Genomic DNA, 17,275 nt, shown 5'->3' with positions numbered 1-17,275 from the left:
TGTCCCGTTTTCAGGGTTCACTTCAAATAGAGAGGTTTTTTTATAGAAATTTTGTCGTTGTTTCATCATAGCGAATAGGATGGTGTGTTATGTCTTGTTTTAATAGTTGCGTGCGTAACGGTTCGTGCATGATGGAAAAATATACAGAGTTTGCTTTTTTCTCTATATCTAAAGCAGCATGGTCAAATGTTTTTGTATGAGTAAGGATTGGAAGTTCAATTTTTTTCTTGTTTTTTGAAAGGTAAGTTTGTCCTTTTTGTGACATGCCTAGCAGGCGGATATATGGTGCATGTTGTTCTATATTTGCGCTACGTATTTCCTCTTTTGTTGTGTTTGTTAAAATGTGTGTACAAGCTCTTTGTAATCTAGTCCATGTATAACGTTTTGTTTTTAATGCTTCCATGAATGAATAGAAGGAGGAACTGTTTTGTATTTTTGATAAAATACGATGCTCTAAACCTTCTTCTATTTCATATATATGTCGTAAGTCCCCTGGAGACATCGTCATGAGTTTATATTTAAAAAATGAAAAGTATTGTTCCCAATTATGTAATATCCCGTAGTTTTGTTTGTAATTTGCTAAAAGCGAAGCGTTTGCCTGTGGGAGAAAAGGTTCAATTGTTGTAAATGATCCTTCTTCGCTAAAGAGTTGTTTTCGAATGCTTGTCGCGCTTGCAATATGTTGGTCATTAAATGTTTCATCATGGTAATGAGAGGCGAATCTTTTTATAGTTTGAGCTTGTATAGAGCTATTTTGTGACAGAATTGCTTTAATGTATTGGAAGCCTAAAATATTATTTGGTTGTGACATATCTATGTTTTTTTCGGATGTTAAAATGTGTGAAAAAGCATCCGATGTTGCTTTTGCATAACTATTGCCAGCGTCCATGAATTGTTTTACAAGGCAGTTAAAAGTCTCTTCTTCGTTTTTTTGTACGGAGATGGTATTATAAAAATTTTCGATTTGTCCATCCTCACTACCGAAACAAATTTCAGAAACATGTAGGGCATTTAAAATGGAAATGGCACCATTTGCGAAGGTTTCAGCCTTTTGTGTTGCAAAGACGTATGGAAGCTCTACAACAAGGTCTACGCCGTTTGCTAAGGCCATTTTAGTGCGATACCATTTGGAAATGAGTGCGGGCTCACCACGCTGTAAAAAAGGACCACTCATAACGGCAATTATTATATCGGATTGTGTTAACTTTTTTGTCTCTTGCACATGATAAAGATGACCGTTATGAAAAGGGTTATATTCAACAACAATACCACTAGCTTTTATGGTAATCTCTCCTTTCGATGTAGCATCTTTTTGAAAAACGTGATACTCTATATATTATTTACTATGATGACTTCATTATAGTGTAAAGAAAAAACATTGACAAATATAAAATGGCTAGCTATAATTTTGTTTGTTGCCTTGAGGTGATATGATATGAAATGGTCCATCCATCAATTGAATAAATTGAGAAATAAAGGATTGACATTGGATGAGATGGTAGATGTAAGTGAGCTAAAAGAGGTCGAGAAAGATATTCGTGAAATTAATCCTGTTCATGTAACGGGAAGAGTTGATTTTGGCTCCGGTAAGTTTACGTTTCATCTACATATAACTGGAAGCATGGTTTTACCATGTTCTCGCTCTTTAGTAGATGTGACATTACCATTTGACATTAAAACAACTGAGGTGTTCCAAACTTCACAAGAAGAATTTGAAACTGAAGCTGAAATTCATTGTTTAGAAGGAGAAGTACTTGACTTACTGCCCGTAATCAAGGAAAATATACTTTTGGAGATTCCAATGCAAATTTTCAGTGATGATGTTTCTGGTGGAGCACCGACGCATGGTCAAGACTGGCAAGTGATTTCGGAAGAAGACAAAGAAAAGACTGTTGATCCAAGATTGGCAGGACTTGCAAAGTTTTTTGACAAATAATCGGAAGACTGGTTCAGGCCTTCATATGAAAATAACTATTTCTTTTAAGGAGGTGGGAAGAATGGCTGTACCTTTTAGAAGAACTTCTAAAACAGTAAAAAGAAAGCGTCGTACGCATTTCAAATTATCAGTACCTGGTATGGTAGAGTGCCCAAGCTGTGGTGAAGCGAAATTAGCTCACCGTGTATGTAAAGCATGCGGTACTTACAAAGGTAAAGAAGTAATCAGCAAGTAATTGCGGGGAAATAAACGCAGAAGATATCTTCTGCGTTTATTTTTTTTTGTCTTAATCTTTAGTTGTTGTATTCTATCTTTTCTAGTAACTGCATATGCTTAATAAAAAATGCATAGGGAGGACTAGAGAAATGGCGACAACAAGACAAGATGCTTGGACTGATGATGAAGATTTGCTTCTGGCAGAAGTAGTACTCCGGCATATTCGAGAAGGTGGAACACAACTTTCTGCCTTTAAGGAAGTGGGGAAAAATTTATCTCGTACACCAGCAGCATGTGGATTTAGATGGAATTCTTACGTAAGAAAGCAATATAAAGAACGTATTGAGGAAGCGAAGCAACTTCGTAAAGTAGAAAATTATGAAGTGAAAGAGACAAAGGTGTTAGAACCTACGTCAATTACGTTGAATGATGTTATTGATTTCTTGCAAAATTATAAAGATGAAAACTCTTTAACGGTGTTGCAACAACAAGTTGAATCATTACAAACAGAAAGAGAGCGTCTTCTGGAGCGATTATCAGTATATGAGGAAGAGTATAGAACATTGCTTGATTATATCGATCAAAAAAGAAGTGTAATGGTAGCGGAAAGAAACAATGCTCGCTCGACTGAGAAGTTAGAGAAGCTTAAGAAATAAAAAACAGCTGTTATACAGCTGTTTTTTTATTTCTTAAGCCGATTCTTCGTTTGTAACCGCATTCAAATTTGTTTCTGGATGCCAAATATAAAAATCTCCATCAGTTACTGATACGGGGCTGAAATTTAATTTATCCCAAAAACCAGCTGAATGAATACGCGCTATCGTTTTAATAGGAAATTGCAGTTGTTTCGCATGATTTACAAGCATTTGTCCGAATCCTTGTTTTTGAAAAGTTGGTAATACTTCAAGTTTATAAAGTTCTAGGTAAGGACCTGTAATTTCGAATGGTTCTCCGCCGTTTCTTTTCATATATAGACTCATACGTGCGATTAGTGATCCGCCATAATAAATACCGTAAAATGGAGATTCACTGTCGTTTTCAATAATGTTTGCTTGTAATTCTTCCAGCATAGATAGTTCCTGGGCTCCGCACCCTTTAAATTTTTTGAATTCATCTAACGTTTTATAATTGATGAGCAAGCGCTCAACTTTTGGGAATCCCATTACATCACATCCTTTTCTTATCTCGTTGAATGCAGAAAAGTAAAAATATTTATAATAATAGTATAACTCATTTTTTTATTTTTATGAAGAAGATAGTATATTTCTTTTATTATTTTTTTGAGGATTTGCTAAACTAAGAGTATAAGTGTATTAATAGGCAGTATATACATAGTGAAAAATGAGAGTGTATTTGTTTGGCAGAGGACAACGAAATTAGAGGGTGTGCTTATGTACTTTAAAAAGATATAAAAAAGGGGGGAGGCAAGGGCGCTTAATGTGAATCCCTTGTGTGAAAATGAAAATTGGAATTGTCGGACCAGGTGCTATTGGTCTATTGTATACATTTTATTTACAAAAAAGTAACCAAGATGTTACGTTGTTTACAAGAACAGCTAAGCAAGCTGAAGAGTTAAATGAAACAGGTGTAACTTGTATTAGAGATGGAAGATGTGAAACAGTATATCCAGCTGTTTTACCGATAGAAAGTATGGTAGCGCAAAATTTAGATTATATATTTATTGCTGTGAAGCAATATCATATAGATGACATACTACCGTTTTTGGAAGGTGCATCATCATTAATCTTTTTGCAAAACGGAATGTCGCATCTTCCAAAGATGCTGCAAATAGGGAGTGAAAATATAGCTGTTGGTATTGTAGAACATGGTGCGAAAAAAGAGGCAGGGCATATCGTTCATCATACTGGAGTAGGTGTAACAAAATTTGGCGTGGTTTGTGGCCAATCTATACATTTTAAAAAAATATTTCATTCTTTTCCTGTTGCTTATTTCCCAGTTCAAATAGAAACGGATTGGGAAGAGATTATGCGCGGAAAATTAGTAGTAAATGTATGTATCAATCCGTTGACAGCGCTATTGGGAGTTAAGAATGGTGAATTAATCACGAATCGCTTTTTTTATCAGATGATGGAGCAAGTGTTTCAGGAGGTCGCATTTCTTATTAGAGAAGAAAAAGCGATGGTATGGCAAATGGTACGAAATGTGTGTGAAGGAACGTCTCGTAATACATCCTCTATGTTAGCGGATGTAAGAGCGAATAGACAGACGGAAATTAATGCGATTGTTGGGTATGTATTAGAAGAGGCTAAGAAACAGCAACGACCAGTTCCGACACTTCAATTTTTGTTCGATGCAATAAAAGGGTTAGAAACAAGAGTATAAGTGTTATTCTTTGCTTTTACGTGAAACATTGACTACAATGTGGATTGGTGAGAGAACTGGATACGAAAGGAAGAATTATATGGAGATAAAAGAAATCTCTGTTCCGCAACAAGGTGTTGTAGCGGACTATATGAACGGTAAAAAAGAGATACAGTCATGTTTTGATTATATGTTAACAGAAGATGCTTTTAAACAACGTTTACATGATTTGCGTGAAAGGGAGTTTTTCCGCCAAGATTTAGTAGCGCATTTATTAGAATATAATACAAAATTACAAGCGGGAGAATCTACACTTCAAAATGTAAAAGCGCTTGGAGATGGAAATACATATGTTGTTATAGCTGGACAACAAGCGGGATTATTAACTGGACCGCTTTATACAATTCATAAAGTTATTTCAATTTTACAGCTTGCAAAGGAAAAGGAAGAAAGTTTAGGAGTTAAAGTTGTCCCTGTCTTCTGGATTGCGGGTGAAGACCATGATATGGATGAGATTAACCATACTTTTGTAGCGAAAAATAAAAAGATGAAAAAAACTATTTTTTATGATCGTAATCCGAAAAAGGCGAGTGCTTCTGAGTCTGAACTTTCTGTTGAAGATTGTAGAAGTTGGATTGAAGAGATTTTTAAAACATACCCAGAAACAAATTTTACAAAGGATGTATTAAAATTTGTTGATGATGCTTTGAAAAAATCGAATACGTATGTAGATTTCTTTGCTCATCTTATTACGAAAATCTTTGCTAATTCTGGTTTAATCCTTGTTGATTCACATCATCCTGAATTAAGAAAGTTAGAAATTCCATTTTTTAAGCGAATTATAAGTAAGTATAAAGAGGTGCAAGAGGGGCTTCGTAATCAGCAGGAAGTAATTAAAGAACTAGGATACAAACCGATTATTGAAACGAAGTCTCATGCAGTGCATATATTCATGGAAATAGATAATGAACGAATATTGCTTGAAGAGCATCAAGGTAAGTTTGTTGGAAAGGATGGGGCGCATTCCTTTTCATATGAAGAGTTGATTGAAGAAATGGAGAGAAATCCGGCACGTTTTAGTAATAATGTTGTAACGCGTCCTCTTATGCAAGAGTATGTATTTCCTACGCTCGCATTTATTGGAGGTCCAGGGGAATTAGCTTATTGGAGTGAATTACAACAAGTATTCCATACTGTCGGTTTTCAAATGCCACCTGTCGTTCCTCGTCTTACAATTACTTATGTGGAGAGAGATATAGCGACAGATTTATTCGATCTGCAATTGAGAGAAAGTGATCCGTTTTTAAATGGTGTCGATAAACTGCGTGAAAACTGGTTGTCTAATCGAATAGAGGAACCGATTGATGATCATTTTGAAAAGGCAAAAAAAGAAATTGCTGATATTCATACATCTTTACAGCAATTTGTAAAGAAAATAGAGCCAGGGTTAGGTGCGTTTGCAGGGAAAAACGAATTGAAAATTAATGAACAAATTGAACTGCTGGAAAGAATGTTGAAAAGAAATGTTGAGAAAAAGTATGAGGTTCAACTAAATAAATTCCGCCGTATACAATTCGCACTTCGTCCATTAGGTGTGCCGCAAGAACGTGTGTGGAATGTATGTTATTATTTAAATCAGTTTGGTTTGGATTTCGTTGATCGTGTAATGGAAAACCCTTTTTCTTGGGACGGAAAACATCATGTTATAAAACTGTAAAATCTTGCTCTTTGGAGCAGGATTTTATTTTTATTCCGTTGAATTTACTGTGAAGTGATTTTTTTCTGAATTATCAATCAAAAAAGTGTTAGATATGGTAATTGTGTTGGATACTTAAATATATGACAAAATAGCACAAAATGTAAACGTATTATTCGCTTTTTCGACAGTTTTTTATTTAAATTCCCGCAAAAGATGATAAAATTTAGTATATAATAAAAGAAAATAGCGATTTGTATAGTATGTTGCCTTTGTTGGTAAGTTAAATGAGTCGTTCTTTCGTATTATTTCATTCTCTAAGCGTGAAATATGTGCTTAGAGGAAGGGATACATTCAACATAATTAATTGGAAAAAGAGTAGGTGCAACAATGTTTAAACACGTAACAGTGCTTTTAAAGGAAACAGTAGACGGCTTAGATATAAAGCCAGATGGTACATATGTAGATTGTACACTGGGGGGAGGAGGACATAGTTCTTATTTATTATCCCAATTAACTGAAGGTGGAAAATTAATAGCGTTTGATCAAGATGAGATAGCGATTCAAAACGCGAAAGAAAAGTTCTCTTCATACGGTGAACAGTTTATAACAGTAAAGAGTAACTTCCGTTATTTAGCTGAAAAACTGCAAGAAATAGGTATAACAGAAGTAGACGGTATTTTATTTGATTTAGGTGTTTCATCCCCACAATTAGATACACCAGAGCGAGGCTTTAGTTATCATCATGATGCACCGTTAGATATGCGGATGGATCAAGATGCCCCATTAACAGCATATGATGTTGTAAATAGCTGGTCATATGAACAACTTGTAAGGATTTTCTTCCAATACGGTGAAGAGAAATTTTCAAAACAAATTGCAAGAAAAATTGAAGCTTATCGTGAGAATAAAGCTATTGAAACGACAGGAGAATTAGTAGAGCTAATTAAAGAAGGTATTCCGGCTCCTGCTCGTAGAACTGGTGGGCATCCTGCTAAGCGAGTGTTTCAGGCAATTCGTATAGCTGTAAATGATGAATTAAAAGTATTTGAAGAAGCATTGGAATCTGCTATTGAGATGGTTAAACCAGGTGGAAGGGTTAGTGTTATAACCTTCCATTCATTAGAAGATCGCATTTGTAAAACAACGTTTAAGCGAAATAGTACAACGCCACAATTGCCGCCAGGATTACCGATTATTCCTGATGAATTTAAGCCGAAATTAAAGCTTATTACAAGAAAACCGATTTTACCTTCTGATATAGAGCTAGAAGAAAATAATCGTGCGCGTTCTGCGAAGTTGAGAATCGCTGAAAAACGATAAAAGGGAGAGAGAGGTATGACTAATTTAGCTGTAAAGTACAAACAACAAGCGCAAGAAGAGGTGCAAATTCAAACGCCCCCACAGCAGATGGCTAAGCCGAAGGTTAAAGCGAAAATTACAAGAATCGAAAAAATGTTGTATGTAGCGTTTATTGGCTTTTTATTGTATGCCTGTGTCGCGTTTATTGGAAATAAAGCAGGCCTTTATCAAGTTAATGTAGAAGCAGCGACGATAGAAGAAAAAATTGTACAGCAGCAAAAAGAAAATCAAGAATTACAAGCTGAAGTAGAGAAGTTAAGTCGCTATGAACGAATCGCTGAAGTTGCAAAAAAACACGGGCTAGAAATTAATGCGAATAATGTGAAAGGCCTCAAATAAGGCAATAGGTGTGAAGGAAAGATGAAGAAGAATATGACTAAATTTCATACCAATAAGGGAGCAGGTTATTTTATGATATTTTTCCTCCTGCTCTTTTTGCTGTTATTAGCCCGATTTTTTTACATACAATCAACAGGAACAGTGCATAATCAAGATTTAGATGCACTTGCTAAACAAAAGCATAGTAAAAAAGGAGTTCTTGAAGCGAACCGAGGCACCATTTATGATCAAAATGGTCATGTGTTAGCGCAAGACGCAAACTCTTATAAAATAGTAGCTGCGCTAAAAGGTGCTAACTCTGTTGAGAATAAAGAAGATACTGCAAAGAAAATTGCAGGAGTACTTGGAAAAGGCGAAGAGGATATTTTAGCTTCCTTGAATAAGGAAGGTAGAAGTCAAGTCGAATTTGGAACGTTAGGTAAGGATTTGACGAAAGAAAAGAAGGAACAAATAGAAGCGTTGAAGTTGCCGGGAATATCTTTTATTACAGAAAATGCAAGGGTGTATCCAAACGGTGATTTTGCATCTTACGTTATAGGTCATGCAAAACCAAATGAGAATGGGACCTCGGTAGGTCAATTTGGTATAGAGAAAAGCTTGGATAAATATTTAAGTGCTTCTAACGGAGAAGTAGCATATACAGGTGATCGTAAAGGTGTATCCCTTGATGGTGGAAAAGTTAACGTAAAGGCACCTAAAAATGGAGATAACGCGTATTTAACAATTGATCAACGTGTCCAAAGTTATTTAGAAGACGCGATGAAAGCAGCAAGTAAGCAATATGAGCCAGAAAGTTTAATAGGGATTGTTGCAGATCCGAAAACTGGAAAAATATTAGCGATGTCTACTAAACCTAGTTATGACCCTAATGATCGTCAAATTAAATATTTCTTCAATGATGCAATCGCAAATGCATTTGAACCTGGATCAACAATGAAAATTTTTACGTTAGCGGCAGCTATTAATGAAGGTGTGTACAAAGGACAAGATTATTATCAGTCTGGGACATATCAAGTCGGAAATAGGAAAATAAAAGACCATAACGGTGGTGCTGGTTGGGGTTCTATCACCTTTGATGAAGGGGTAGAGCGTTCTTCAAACGTAGCGTTTGCAATTTTAGGAGACCAAAAACTTGGTCCAGAACGTTTCCGAAAATATATTCATAGTTTTGGATTAGATGAAAAAACGAACATTGATTTATCAGGTGAAGGATCGAATACAATTTTATTCGATCAGCAAATACAACAAGTGACAACAGCTTTTGGACAAGGTTCCACTGTAACACCAATTCAGCTTGTACAAGCTGCAACGGCCATTGCAAATGATGGGAAAATGATGAAACCTTATGCAATTGATAAAATTGTAGATCCGATAACAGGGAAAGTGAAATTAGAACATAAGCCAGAAGAAGTAGGAAAACCTGTTACAAAGGAAACAGCAGCGCAAGTAAGACAGTTATTAGAACGCGTTGTTACATCTCCGAAAGGTACAGGGACAGCTTATAAAATTGATGGATATTCAGTTGGTGGTAAGACAGGAACAGCGCAAATTCCGGATGGAAAAGGCGGCTATATGACAGGAAGACAGAATTATATATTCTCATTCTTAGGTATGGCACCAATGGACGACCCACAACTTGTTGTGTATGTAGCTGTTAAACAGCCGAAATTAAAAGATGATGAGAACGGTGCACAGCCTTTAGCTGATATTTTTAAATATGTAACAAAAAATAGTTTAGAGTATTTAAAGATTAAGCCAAATGAAGTGAAAGACCCGAAAAAACATCTGAAAGAGCAACAAACTACTGTTCCAGATGTAACTGGTAAAACGATGGCTGAAGCGGGGAAAGCAATTGATAAAGCAAAACTTCGTCCAATCGTATTAGGTGAAGGGAAAGTACAGCAACAAGTACCAAAAGCGACTGAACAAACATTGAAAGGTGACCGAGTCTTCTTGGTAGGAGATAAGCCTACAATGCCAAATATACAAGGATGGGCATTACGTGATGTTATGAATTTAGCGAAGACATTACAGCTTAACTTGAAGCCTTCTGGTACTGGATACGTAACAGAACAAAGTGTGGCGGAAGGAACGTTATTACAACCTGGTACAGAATTAGGTGTCACACTCGTACCGCCACTCGAACCACAACAAGAAGCAGAAAAGCCGTAATGGTAAAAGAGAAGAAGTTCTAATTAAATAAGTACAAGCATATATTGGAACAAGCTAGGCGTAAGGGAGGCTTGTTCCGATATGCGTGTATCAAATGTAACAGTTAGAAAACGACTTATTTTTATACTTATATCAGGTATACTTATTTTCACTATTATCGATATTCGTCTTGGATATGTGCAATTTTTTCTTGGGAATATGTTAACGGATCGTGCGAAAGATTCATGGAGTCGTAATATTACTTTTGAACCCGAACGTGGGAAAATTTTAGACCGAAATGGTGTGGAACTTGCCACGAATAAAAGTGCTCCAACTGTCTTTGTTGTACCGAGGCAAATTGAAAAACCAGCAGAGACTGCAGAGAAGTTAGCTGCAGTATTAGGTGTGGAAAAAGATGAGATTTATAAAAGGATTACAAAAAAAGAATCGATTGTAAGGTTAGATAAAGGCGGAAGGAAAATATCACATGACAAAGCGAAAGAAGTACGAGGATTAAGTTTGAAGGGCGTGTATATCGCAGAAGATTCTATCCGGTACTATCCATTTGGAAACTTTTTATCACATGTATTAGGTTTTGCAGGTAGCGATAACCAAGGTCTTATGGGACTAGAAAAATATTATGATAAAGAGCTAAATGGGGACAAAGGTCATGTGCGTTTTTTTGCAGATGCGAAAGGACAAAGGATGCCTAATGTTGGGGATGATTTCAAAAAACCAGAAGCCGGTTTAAATTTAGGATTAACAATCGATGCGCGTATTACAAGGATTATGGAAAGAGAAATGAATATTGCGGAGTCAACTTATAATCCAGACGGTATGATTGCAATTGCAATGAATCCTAAAAATGGTGAAATTTTAGGTATGTCTAGTCGGCCGAGTTTTGATCCAGCGGATTTTCAAAGTGTCTCTCCAGAAGTGTATAACAGAAATCTACCTGTGTGGAGTACGTATGAGCCTGGTTCAACATTTAAGATCATTACACTAGCTGCAGCATTGAATGAAAATTTAGTAGACTTAGAGAAGGATACGTTTTATGATGATGGAGCAGCTGAAGTCGGTGGAGCTAGATTGAAATGCTGGAAAGCAGGAGGTCATGGCAGTCAAACGTTTTTAGAAGTCGTTCAAAACTCATGTAACCCGGGATTTATTGAACTTGGTGATCGCCTTGGTAAAGACCGATTATTTAAATACATTCGTAATTTCGGCTTTGGACAGAAAACAGGAATTGACTTGCAAGGTGAAGGCAGTGGGATTTTATTTAATTTAGATAAAGTTGGTCCAGTAGAGCAAGCAACAACTTCATTCGGCCAAGGGGTTTCTGTTACACCAATTCAACAAGTGGCAGCTGTAGCGGCGGCTGTAAATGGTGGAACATTGTACCAGCCGTATATAGCTAAGGAATTTATTGATCCGGAAAATAATCAAGTTGTTAGTAAAAAGACACCTGTTGAGAAAAGAAAAGTTATTTCCAAGGAAACTTCAGAAAAAGTTCGTTATGCATTAGAGAATGTTGTAGCGAAAGGTTCTGGTAAAGGAGCTTATATTGATGGATATCGTGTAGGTGGAAAAACGGGTACTGCTCAAAAGGTGAAAGATGGTAAATATTTAGAGAATAATTATATAGTATCTTTTATCGGATTTGCTCCAGCGGATGATCCAGAGATTGTTGTGTATGTTGCTGTTGATAATCCAAAAGGAGTTACACAGTTTGGTGGAGTGGTAGCAGCTCCAATTGTCGGGAATATCCTTCGAGATGCGCTTCCTGTTATGGGAGTGAAACCGAGAAAAGAACAAGTTGAGAAAGAATATAAATGGGGCGATACACCAACTGTGGAAGTTCCGAATTTAATTGGAATGAAAAAGAAAGACTTACAAACACAACTCGTCGATTTGAAGCTTGATATAAGTGGAGATGGAGAGAAAGTAATTAAGCAATCACCAGAAGCGGGAGCTAAAGTAAAAGAAGGCTCAAAAATTAGAATTTACTTCGGGAATTAAAGGTAACATAGTACGTTTTATGGTACAATTGGTGGAAGTGAGTTCTTTATAGAACAGTTACTTAATTTGAGACAATAAGTGTCTCATTCATAAATAGGCCAGTAGCACTTACCTCCTTATATAGGAGGTAATGTGTTGCTTACTGAAAAAAAGATAAATAAACAATGTAGAGAGGGTTTAGTGAAATGAAGTTGCATACACTTTTATCATGTTTGCATGATTTTCCAGTTGTTCCAAAAGAAAATCCAGAAATCACATCTATAGAAGCTGATTCACGTAAAGTGAAAGAAGGAAGCTTATTTGTATGTATGAAAGGATATACGGTTGATAGCCATGATTTTGCTAAGCAAGCAGCGGCACAAGGGGCGGCTGCTATTGTTGCGGAAAGACCAATTGATGTTGACGTTCCAGTTGTACTTGTGAAAAATACTTTTCGTTCGTTAGCGGTTTTAGCTGATTATTTTTATGGTCAACCGACACACAAGTTACATTTAATCGGAATTACAGGTACAAATGGAAAGACAACAACATCGCATATTATGGATGAGATTATGCGAGCACATGGTCATAAAACAGGGCTAATTGGAACGATTAATATGAAAATCGGTGATGAAACATTTGAGGTGAAAAATACAACACCAGATGCACTAACACTTCAACAGACGTTTTCAAAAATGGTTGAACAAGGTGTGGACAGCACGGTAATGGAAGTTTCGTCACATGCGTTAGATCTTGGGCGTGTACATGGATGTGATTACGATGTAGCGGTGTTTACGAATTTAACACAAGATCATTTAGACTATCATAAAACGATGGAAGAATATAAACATGCAAAAGGGTTACTATTTGCACAGCTTGGCAATAGTTATAATCATAATCGTGAAAAATACGCTGTGCTGAATAGCGATGATAATGTAACAGAAGAGTATATGAGAAGTACTGCAGCAACAGTTGTAACATATGGTATTGACACAACAAGTGACATTATGGCCAAAAATATCGTTATGACGAGTGGCGGGACTACATTTACGCTTGTCACACCGTATGAAAGTGTAAATGTTACGATGAAATTAATAGGTAAATTTAATGTATATAACGTACTTGCAGCAACAGCAGCAGGACTTGTTTCGGGTGTGAAATTAGAAACAATCATTGCTGTTATAAAGGAACTAGCTGGGGTTCCAGGACGCTTTGAAGTTGTTGATGGCGGACAAAATTATACAGTTATTGTTGATTATGCACATACGCCGGATAGTTTAGAAAATGTATTAAAAACTGCAAAACAATTTGCAAAAGGTGATGTGTATTGTATCGTTGGTTGTGGCGGCGATAGGGATCGAACGAAGAGACCGATAATGGCAAGTGTTGCAACGAAATATGCAACTCATGCAATTTATACATCAGATAATCCAAGAAGTGAAGATCCAGCGGCTATTTTAGATGATATGGTACATGGTGCAAGTGGGAATAATTATGAAGTGATTATTGATAGAAAAGAAGCAATACACCATGCAATTGCTAAAGTGAAAGCAGATGATATCATTATTATTGCTGGTAAGGGTCATGAAACGTATCAAATTATTGGTAAAGAAGTTCATCATTTTGATGATCGTGAAGTTGCTAAAGAAGCAATTATAGGGCGTTTAAACAACGAAGAGTAACAACGTGAGAGGAGGACTACATGTGCTTGAGCAAGGTTTATTAGTAACGGCTGGGGTAGCATTCTTAATTTCTGTTGCCCTTTCGCCATTGTTTATTCCATTTTTAAGAAAATTAAAGTTCGGACAGAGTATTCGTGATGAGGGACCAAAGTCACATCAAAAAAAATCAGGGACACCGACAATGGGTGGTATCGTCATATACGTATCTATGATGGTAACTTCACTTATTATGGCGATTAAGTTTAATTATTTAGGTGCAGAGGTTTCGTTATTACTATTAGTGACATTTGGTTACGGGTTGATCGGATTTTTAGATGACTACATAAAGGTAGTTAAGAAGAGAAATCTTGGTTTAACATCAAAACAAAAATTAGTAGGTCAGCTTGTTATTGCTATTGCGTTCTTTTTAATTGGAAAAGGGCAAGCGTTCCACACATACATCATGATTCCGGGAACGGATGTTAAGTTTGAATTAGGTTGGGCGTATTTTGTACTTGTACTATTTATGCTTATTGGTGGATCAAATGCAGTTAACTTAACTGATGGTTTAGATGGTTTATTATCAGGAACAGCGGCTATTGCATTTGGAGCATTTAGTATTATTGCTGTGGCACAAGAGCAATTTGGAGTAGCGATATTCTGTATGGCAGTTGTAGGAGCTGTACTTGGATTTTTAGTATTCAATGCGAATCCAGCAAAAGTGTTTATGGGAGATACAGGTTCATTAGCTTTAGGTGGAGCCATTGCAGCTGTAGCGATTTTATTAAAACAAGAATTGCTACTTGTAATTATTGGCGGAGTATTCGTAATGGAAACTTTATCGGTTATTATTCAGGTCATTTCATTTAAAACAACAGGAAAACGTGTCTTTAAAATGAGTCCATTACATCATCATTATGAATTATGTGGTTGGTCAGAGTGGCGTGTTGTTGTGACGTTTTGGTCTGCAGGATTTTTATTAGCTGTGTTAGGAATTTATATCGGGGTGTGGATGTAATTGAAAACTGTAACTGAATTTCAAAATAAGAATATTCTTGTATTAGGCATTGCAAAAAGTGGTTATGCAGCAGCTACATTGTTACAAAAGTTAGGGGCAAATGTTATTGTAAATGACGGAAAACCTTTAGCAGACAATGTACTTGCTGCAGAATTACAAGCAAAAGGAATGGACGTTGTATGCGGTGGTCATCCTTTAGAATTATTAGAGAGAAATATTTCTCTTGTAGTAAAAAATCCAGGAATTCCGTATTCTAATCCAATATTAGTTGCTGCGAAAGAAAAGCAAATTCCAATTGTTACGGAAGTTGAATTAGCATATCGTATTTCAAAAGCACCATTTGTTGGGATTACGGGGTCTAACGGTAAAACGACGACGACAATGCTTACATTTGAAATGCTAAAAGAAGGACAAAAGCATCCTGTAATTGCAGGGAACATTGGAACAGTAGCGTGTGAAGTAGCACAGGATGCAAAAGAAAATGAAGTTATAGTTACAGAACTTTCATCATTCCAATTGATGGGAGTAGAATCGTTCCAACCTAAAATTGCAGCGTTCTTAAACTTATTTGAAGCCCACTTAGATTATCATGGGACGAAGAAGGAATATGGTTTAGCAAAAGCAAATATTTTTAAAAACCAAACAGAAAACGACTATAGTGTAATAAATGCGGATGATGCAGACGTGATGGCTTTATCTGCAGATACTAAAGGCCAAAAAATCCTGTTTTCGACAACGAAAGAAATTGAAGATGGCGCGTGTATAAAAGACAACGCTCTTTATTTCAAAGGTGAAAAAGTTGTTGAAGTAAGCGATATCGTTTTACCTGGTCAACATAATCTAGAAAATATTTTAGCTGCGATGAGTATTGCGAAATTATTAGGTACTTCTAATGAAGCAATTACGGTCGTGTTAAAACGTTTTACGGGTGTAAAACATCGATTAGAATATGTAACAACGATTAACAACCGTAAGTTTTATAATGATTCAAAAGCAACGAATATGTTAGCGACTGAGAAAGCATTATCTGCGTTTACACAACCGATTGTGTTACTAGCAGGTGGGCTTGATCGCGGAAATGAATTCGATGATTTAATTCCGTATTTCAAAAATGTAAAAGCGATTGTAACATTTGGACAAACAGCTCCCAAACTAGTAAGAGCGGCAGAAAAAGCGGGATTAGATATAATTGAAAGTGTCGATACTTTAGATGAAGCAGTGGTGAAAGCTTATGCTCATTCTAAAGATGGTGATGTTGTTCTTCTTTCTCCAGCGTGTGCAAGCTGGGATCAATTTAAAACATTTGAAGAAAGAGGAGACATTTTTATACAAGCTGTGCATAAACTTATATAAAGTAAATCAAAACATCAGTAGGCTAACACCTACTGATGTTTTGTTACATAGGGCAAAAGGTTCTGCCTAAAGAGGTGGTGTTTGTGGGTAATGAAGAAAACGCCTGATTTTATTCTCATCATCGTAACACTTTCTTTGTTGACAATCGGAATGATTATGGTTTATAGTGCGAGTGCGGTTTGGGCCTCTTATAAAATGGGGGACTCATTCTTTTTTGCCAAAAGACAATTATTGTTTGCGGGTCTTGGTGTAGTAGCTATGTTTTTTATTATGAAAATTGATTATTGGGTGTGGCGTACGTATTCAAAAGTAATTTTGCTAGTTTGCTTCATTCTTCTTATTCTCGTTCTTATTCCTGGAGTAGGTCTTGTCCGAGGAGGAGCACGAAGTTGGATTGGGATCGGAGCCTTTTCGATTCAACCGTCAGAATTTATGAAGTTTGCGATGATTATTTTCTTGGCAAAGTTTTTAGCGGAACGGCAAAAATTGATTACATCTTTTAAACGTGGTTTATTACCGGCTCTTAGTTTTGTGTTTCTTGCTTTTGGGATGATTATGTTACAGCCAGACCTTGGGACAGGAACGGTAATGGTTGGAACATGTATAATTATGATATTTATTTCGGGAGCGAGGGTCTTTCACTTTGCAATGTTTGGTTTACTTGGTGTAGCAGGATTTGTAGCGTTAATCGCATCAGCACCGTATCGAATGAAACGCATTACATCATATTTAGATCCGTGGGCAGATCCGCTTGGAAGTGGATTTCAAATTATCCAATCACTACTCGCAATTGGACCTGGTGGATTATTTGGGCTTGGACTTGGACAAAGTAGACAAAAATTTCTTTACTTACCTGAACCACAAACTGACTTTATATTTGCGATCTTATCCGAGGAATTAGGTTTTATTGGTGGTTCATTTGTGTTATTATTATTTAGTCTATTATTATGGCGCGGGATTCGTATCGCATTAGGAGCGCCAGATTTATATGGTACGTTTTTAGCAGTAGGTATTGTGGCGATGATTGCGATTCAAGTAATGATTAATGTTGGTGTTGTAACAGGGCTGATGCCTGTTACGGGTATTACCTTGCCGTTTTTAAGTTATGGTGGATCAAGTTTGACATTAATGTTAATGGCAGTAGGTGTATTATTAAATATAAGTCGCCATTCTCGCTACTAAACCCTGTTTATAAGACAGGGTTTTTCGTATGTGTGTGTAAA

Annotated in this window: 15 protein-coding genes; 13 read left to right on the top strand and 2 right to left on the bottom strand. The window is 36.4% G+C overall.

What is annotated here, in order from left to right; genetic code table 11:
- Positions 1 to 40 precede the first annotated feature (40 nt).
- Positions 41 to 1,222: a nucleotidyltransferase gene (locus tag RT27_RS19305; RefSeq protein ID WP_043937058.1), complete on the bottom strand. Its 1,182-nt coding sequence runs from the start codon at positions 1,220 to 1,222 to the stop codon at positions 41 to 43.
- A 213-nt stretch (positions 1,223 to 1,435) separates the two neighbouring features.
- On the opposite strand from RT27_RS19305, the gene RT27_RS19300 reads away from it, so the two are divergent.
- The 3 genes from RT27_RS19300 to RT27_RS19290 all read left to right on the top strand — a co-directional run bounded on the left by RT27_RS19300 (position 1,436) and on the right by RT27_RS19290 (position 2,808).
- On the top strand, positions 1,436 to 1,936 hold the full coding sequence (locus RT27_RS19300; RefSeq protein ID WP_043937057.1) for a DUF177 domain-containing protein: 501 nt from the start codon (positions 1,436 to 1,438) through the stop codon (positions 1,934 to 1,936).
- Between the two features lie 61 nt (positions 1,937 to 1,997).
- Positions 1,998 to 2,171: a 50S ribosomal protein L32 gene (rpmF, locus tag RT27_RS19295; protein ID WP_001984764.1), complete on the top strand. Its 174-nt coding sequence runs from the start codon at positions 1,998 to 2,000 to the stop codon at positions 2,169 to 2,171.
- 130 nt (positions 2,172 to 2,301) lie between these two features.
- Complete coding sequence (locus RT27_RS19290) at positions 2,302 to 2,808, top strand: RsfA family transcriptional regulator (RefSeq protein ID WP_000246469.1); 507 nt, start codon at positions 2,302 to 2,304, stop codon at positions 2,806 to 2,808.
- A gap of 33 nt (positions 2,809 to 2,841) precedes the next feature.
- On the opposite strand, the gene RT27_RS19285 is transcribed toward RT27_RS19290, so the two are convergent.
- Entirely contained in the window at positions 2,842 to 3,315 is a 474-nt protein-coding gene (locus RT27_RS19285; protein ID WP_000506690.1) for an N-acetyltransferase, read from the bottom strand.
- A 295-nt stretch (positions 3,316 to 3,610) separates the two neighbouring features.
- On the opposite strand from RT27_RS19285, the gene panE reads away from it, so the two are divergent.
- The 10 genes from panE (at position 3,611) to spoVE (ending at position 17,234) form a co-directional block, all read left to right on the top strand.
- Entirely contained in the window at positions 3,611 to 4,495 is an 885-nt protein-coding gene (panE, locus tag RT27_RS19280; protein WP_043937061.1) for a 2-dehydropantoate 2-reductase, read from the top strand.
- A gap of 79 nt (positions 4,496 to 4,574) precedes the next feature.
- Entirely contained in the window at positions 4,575 to 6,191 is a 1,617-nt protein-coding gene (gene bshC / locus RT27_RS19275; protein ID WP_043937056.1) for a bacillithiol biosynthesis cysteine-adding enzyme BshC, read from the top strand.
- Positions 6,192 to 6,560: 369 nt separating this feature from the next.
- Positions 6,561 to 7,493, top strand: a complete 933-nt coding sequence (rsmH, locus tag RT27_RS19270) for a 16S rRNA (cytosine(1402)-N(4))-methyltransferase RsmH (protein ID WP_000472508.1) — start codon at positions 6,561 to 6,563, stop codon at positions 7,491 to 7,493.
- 15 nt (positions 7,494 to 7,508) lie between these two features.
- On the top strand, positions 7,509 to 7,871 hold the full coding sequence (gene ftsL, locus RT27_RS19265) for a cell division protein FtsL (RefSeq protein ID WP_016080471.1): 363 nt from the start codon (positions 7,509 to 7,511) through the stop codon (positions 7,869 to 7,871).
- A 72-nt stretch (positions 7,872 to 7,943) separates the two neighbouring features.
- Positions 7,944 to 10,043: a penicillin-binding protein gene (locus RT27_RS19260; protein WP_016080472.1), complete on the top strand. Its 2,100-nt coding sequence runs from the start codon at positions 7,944 to 7,946 to the stop codon at positions 10,041 to 10,043.
- Between the two features lie 81 nt (positions 10,044 to 10,124).
- Positions 10,125 to 12,041, top strand: a complete 1,917-nt coding sequence (locus RT27_RS19255) for a stage V sporulation protein D (protein WP_016080473.1) — start codon at positions 10,125 to 10,127, stop codon at positions 12,039 to 12,041.
- Between the two features lie 185 nt (positions 12,042 to 12,226).
- Positions 12,227 to 13,702 (top strand): UDP-N-acetylmuramoyl-L-alanyl-D-glutamate--2,6-diaminopimelate ligase, encoded by a 1,476-nt coding sequence (gene murE / locus RT27_RS19250; RefSeq protein ID WP_016080474.1) that lies wholly within the window; start codon positions 12,227 to 12,229, stop codon positions 13,700 to 13,702.
- Positions 13,703 to 13,724: 22 nt separating this feature from the next.
- On the top strand, positions 13,725 to 14,699 hold the full coding sequence (gene mraY, locus RT27_RS19245) for a phospho-N-acetylmuramoyl-pentapeptide-transferase (RefSeq protein ID WP_000893060.1): 975 nt from the start codon (positions 13,725 to 13,727) through the stop codon (positions 14,697 to 14,699).
- A complete protein-coding gene (murD, locus tag RT27_RS19240) occupies positions 14,700 to 16,052 on the top strand; it encodes a UDP-N-acetylmuramoyl-L-alanine--D-glutamate ligase (protein ID WP_016080475.1) in 1,353 nt (450 codons plus the stop codon).
- 90 nt (positions 16,053 to 16,142) lie between these two features.
- Complete coding sequence (spoVE, locus tag RT27_RS19235; protein ID WP_016080476.1) at positions 16,143 to 17,234, top strand: stage V sporulation protein E; 1,092 nt, start codon at positions 16,143 to 16,145, stop codon at positions 17,232 to 17,234.
- Positions 17,235 to 17,275 lie beyond the last annotated feature (41 nt).

Origin of the sequence: Bacillus sp. L_1B0_5, assembly GCF_000836715.1 — a bacterium.
Taxonomy (GTDB): domain Bacteria; phylum Bacillota; class Bacilli; order Bacillales; family Bacillaceae_G; genus Bacillus_A; species Bacillus_A thuringiensis_S.
The sequence above is the reverse complement of the archived record's forward strand: the minus strand, read 5'-3'. Positions and strand labels throughout refer to the sequence as shown.

Coding starts and splice junctions, on each gene's coding strand:
- RT27_RS19300 (WP_043937057.1), top strand. CDS start 1,436: ATGAAATGGTCCATCCATCAATTGAATAAATTGAGAAATAAAGGATTG.
- rpmF (WP_001984764.1), top strand. CDS start 1,998: ATGGCTGTACCTTTTAGAAGAACTTCTAAAACAGTAAAAAGAAAGCGT.
- RT27_RS19290 (WP_000246469.1), top strand. CDS start 2,302: ATGGCGACAACAAGACAAGATGCTTGGACTGATGATGAAGATTTGCTT.
- RT27_RS19285 (WP_000506690.1), bottom strand. CDS start 3,315: ATGGGATTCCCAAAAGTTGAGCGCTTGCTCATCAATTATAAAACGTTA.
- panE (WP_043937061.1), top strand. CDS start 3,611: ATGAAAATTGGAATTGTCGGACCAGGTGCTATTGGTCTATTGTATACA.
- bshC (WP_043937056.1), top strand. CDS start 4,575: ATGGAGATAAAAGAAATCTCTGTTCCGCAACAAGGTGTTGTAGCGGAC.
- rsmH (WP_000472508.1), top strand. CDS start 6,561: ATGTTTAAACACGTAACAGTGCTTTTAAAGGAAACAGTAGACGGCTTA.
- ftsL (WP_016080471.1), top strand. CDS start 7,509: ATGACTAATTTAGCTGTAAAGTACAAACAACAAGCGCAAGAAGAGGTG.
- RT27_RS19260 (WP_016080472.1), top strand. CDS start 7,944: ATGATATTTTTCCTCCTGCTCTTTTTGCTGTTATTAGCCCGATTTTTT.
- RT27_RS19255 (WP_016080473.1), top strand. CDS start 10,125: ATGCGTGTATCAAATGTAACAGTTAGAAAACGACTTATTTTTATACTT.
- murE (WP_016080474.1), top strand. CDS start 12,227: ATGAAGTTGCATACACTTTTATCATGTTTGCATGATTTTCCAGTTGTT.
- spoVE (WP_016080476.1), top strand. CDS start 16,143: ATGAAGAAAACGCCTGATTTTATTCTCATCATCGTAACACTTTCTTTG.